Origin of the sequence: uncultured Chryseobacterium sp., from assembly GCF_913776365.1 — a bacterium.
Taxonomy (GTDB): domain Bacteria; phylum Bacteroidota; class Bacteroidia; order Flavobacteriales; family Weeksellaceae; genus Chryseobacterium.
In genome coordinates this window covers 1-3522 of sequence record NZ_CAJYMO010000315.1, presented here as the reverse complement: position 1 = coordinate 3522, position 3522 = coordinate 1, and the positions used below count along the sequence as shown (strand labels likewise).

The following is a 3522-nucleotide window of genomic DNA, read 5'->3' as shown; positions in this document are numbered from 1 at the left end:
TTTTTGTTTTAACGTTCTGAAGCTGCCTTCCTCCCATATCATACACCGTAATTTCCGCTCCAAACGCACCTTCCCTCAAACCCTCAAACCCAAGCTCCACATACGCGAAATCACTCACCGGATTCGGGTAAATCTTAATATCCTGCTTCTCGATCAATTGGTCAATTTGCTTATCACCTAACTTCACAATTTTCCAGTTTTCTCTTCCCAGTTCCTCGGCGCTGGTTCCGGCCAAAATGATTGAACCGTTTCTATTCAGCTTAATATCCGAAAGCCGTTCTTCCCTTTTGCTGGATTCGCCTTTGACGTGCTTTCTCCACTGCTCATTGCCATTCTGATCCAAATACAGCATCCAGAACTTTTCATCATCCGTTTCGATTCTTCCCTCTGCCTGCGTGTAGCCGCCCAATAAAATCCCTCTCGTATTTTTATCATCGGAAGCATGCAGAACGCTCATGCCCATCAGAACATCCCGGTTCTTGAAATTGTAGGACTTCTGCCATATCTCTTCGCCTCTCGGGTTTACGGAGATCAACCAAAGGTCTGTTCCCTCTTCGATGCCTACGGTTTTATTTCCCGAACGCTCCGATCTGGATTCCCCGCCGATCAGATAACCGGTGGAAGTCATGGCCAAAGTCCTTAAATGATCGTCACCTGTTCCACCGAAATTCTTTTCCCATTCTACCTTGCCTTCTTTATTAAGCTTGACGATGTGATAATCGCCTTCGCCGTAATTGGAGGTGGTTTTGGTTGATGGTTAATGACTTTGCTACTTCCAGCCACCGCTCCACTTCTGGAATAGATCCCTAACAATGCTCCGCCATCCAGAGTCGGAATTATTTTCTCCACTTCATCGAGTCCTTTTCCGCCTAAAATAAGTTGTGAAATTTCCTTTCCGTTCTTATCAAGCCTTACGATAAGAACGTCTTTCGATCCGAATCCTTTCTCTGAATTCTGGATGTTGCCTGCTGCAAAAAATCCGAAATCCGTCGTCTGGATCACTGCTCTTGCTTCTTCGTCTGAAGCTCCGCCGATGGTTTTCTGCCACAATTCATCCCCGAATTCGTTGATGCGGATCAGCCAGAGATCGCTTCCGCCTCTGGATTCCTCTTTTTTATCCAGGCCTTGGCCTGAGTAGGACGTGCCTGCAAGTAAATACCCACCTTCCTGCGTATTGACGGTGGCTGATAAGAAATCATGGTTTTTCCCGGAGAAGTATTTTTCCCAGACTTCTTCTCCCTGCTGGTTCAGTTTCACCACATGGAAATCGTAGCCGTTGTTCTGCTTATTATCCGAAGAGATTTTATTGGACCGGATACTGCTGCCTGAAATCAGGTATTGCTGATCGATGGTGGTGGTCACCTGGGAAAGGAAATCCTGCGTCGAAGACGTAATGTCTTTCTGCCAGACCACTTCCTGGGCGGAAATGCCCAGTACCATGCACAGGGTAAGTGCGCTCATGTAAAGTCTTTTCATGTCCTTAGTATTTAATTGTTAATTTTAAATTTTTTCAAAAATATTTTACTTATTTAATAAAAGAGTTGCTTTATTAACTTAATGCAAATAATAAATAACGTAAAAGATCATATTACTCCGTATTCCAGTTCAGAATTTCAATATTCCGTTCCGCATACCCCAAAGCGTCCTGTACCGATAGAAAGGGGCGCGAACTGCTGTCTGCTGAAATATAGCCTTGTTCATCAATAAGGTACTTTCCGAAATGCAGGTAATAGACGGTGCTGTCTTTTCCGATAGTTGATGAAAAAGCAGCAGATCCCAATGATGAAAGGTTACCGGGCTCCTGCTCTACCAGTAAAATCGGCAGATAGGTATTTCCGGAATACTTCCATTCGCCGGTCTTAATTATTTTGTGCATGATCTGAATGTTTTTTTAAAGCATAAAAATAAGATGTTCAAAAACTTTTAAGATTTCAGGAATATTAATTTCATATTAAATGATGTATAAAAACAGAAAACGCAGTTTGCACTGCGTTTTCTATTTTTATAGGTGAATAGTCAATGGTCAATTTTGCTGCGCAAGTCAATTGTAAAGTAAGCCAGAAAATTCACTATTCTTCCAAAGGATTTGATCATAATAATTAAATCATGAATGCTTTATCTTGCTTTGCAAATCAATTGTAATCAATAAAAAATGCACCATTTCCCCGAAGGAATTCACCATTGACAAATGAATCGTGAATGGTCAATTTTACTTCGCATGTCAATTGTGAATCAATTAAAAAATTCACCATTCACCCGAAAGGAATTGACAATTCACCTGAAAGAATTCACCATTGACTTTTTAAGAGTACTCGAATTTCCTCACCGCTTCCAGCGTTCTGTCGATTTCTTTATCTTTAATCGCATTACTGATAAAATACGTTTCATAGCCGCTTGGCGGAAGATAGATCCCGTTCTGCAGCATCTGGTGGAAGAAATTATTAAATAAGGCATGGTTGGCCTCCTGGGCTTCATCAAAATTAGAAACCCTGTTCGTATGGAAAAATACGGACATCATCGATCCTTTTCGGTTGATTTTATGGGCAATTCCTTTTTCATTCAGGATTTTTCCGATTTCGAAATTCAGCGTTTCCGTGGTTTTTTCCAATCTGTTGAAGAATTCAGGATCATTTTTGATCAGCTGCAAAGTTTTCAGTCCGGCTCTCATGGCCAAAGGGTTTCCGCTTAAGGTCCCTGCCTGATAAACTGCACCTTTTGGTGCCAGATAGTCCATAATTTCGTTTCTGCCTGCAAAAGCACCGACCGGAAGTCCACCGCCGATTACTTTTCCGTAGGTCACGAGATCCGCTTTAACATTAAAAAGCTCCTGCGCTCCTCCGAATGCCAGCCTGAAGCCGGTCATTACCTCGTCAAAGATCAGTAATGCTCCGTTTTCATCACAGATGGTTCTCAGCTTTTGAAGAAATTCGTTTTCAGGAAGGACACAACCCATGTTTCCGGCAACAGGCTCAATAATAACCGCCGCAATTTCACCCTGATTATGTCTGAACAGGTCTTCTACCTGCCCCATATCATTGTATCTTGCCAGCAAAGTATCTTTTGCCGTTCCTGCTGTTACGCCGGGAGAATTCGGATTTCCGAAAGTGGCTGCTCCACTCCCCGCTTTAATAAGAAATGAATCCGAATGCCCGTGATAACAACCTTCAAATTTTACAATCTTATCTCTTCCGGTAAAACCTCTGGCCAGCCTGACAGCACTCATACAGGCTTCTGTTCCTGAAGACACCATTCTGATCTGATCGATATTCGGAACATTTTCGACGATAAATTTTGCAATTTCCGTTTCAAGCTCCGTCGGTGCACCGAAAGAAAAACCTTTTTCGGCCTGAATTTTCAGCGCTTCCAGAACCTCGGGATGGGTATGGCCGAGAATGGCCGGCCCCCAGGAATTGATGTAATCGATATAGGTATTGTCATCGGCATCAGTAAGGTAAGCTCCTTTTGCAGATTTCATAAAAACCGGCACTCCTCCTACGGATTTGAATGCACGGACCGGGGAGT

At 42.9% G+C, this 3522-nt stretch carries 3 protein-coding genes and 1 pseudogene; all 4 read right to left on the bottom strand.

What is annotated here, in order from left to right:
- A pseudogene (locus QZ735_RS16680) lies at positions 1-628 on the bottom strand (T9SS C-terminal target domain-containing protein); the annotation flags it as partial.
- A 53-nt stretch (positions 629-681) separates the two neighbouring features.
- Positions 682-1476: a hypothetical protein gene (locus QZ735_RS16675; protein WP_294250801.1), complete on the bottom strand. Its 795-nt coding sequence runs from the start codon at positions 1474-1476 to the stop codon at positions 682-684.
- 112 nt (positions 1477-1588) lie between these two features.
- Positions 1589-1876, bottom strand: a complete 288-nt coding sequence (locus tag QZ735_RS16670; RefSeq protein WP_294250798.1) for a hypothetical protein — start codon at positions 1874-1876, stop codon at positions 1589-1591.
- Between the two features lie 426 nt (positions 1877-2302).
- Positions 2303-3522, bottom strand: a 1220-nt coding sequence (gene hemL, locus QZ735_RS16665) for a glutamate-1-semialdehyde 2,1-aminomutase (protein WP_294250795.1), incomplete at its 5' end; no start/stop codon positions are given.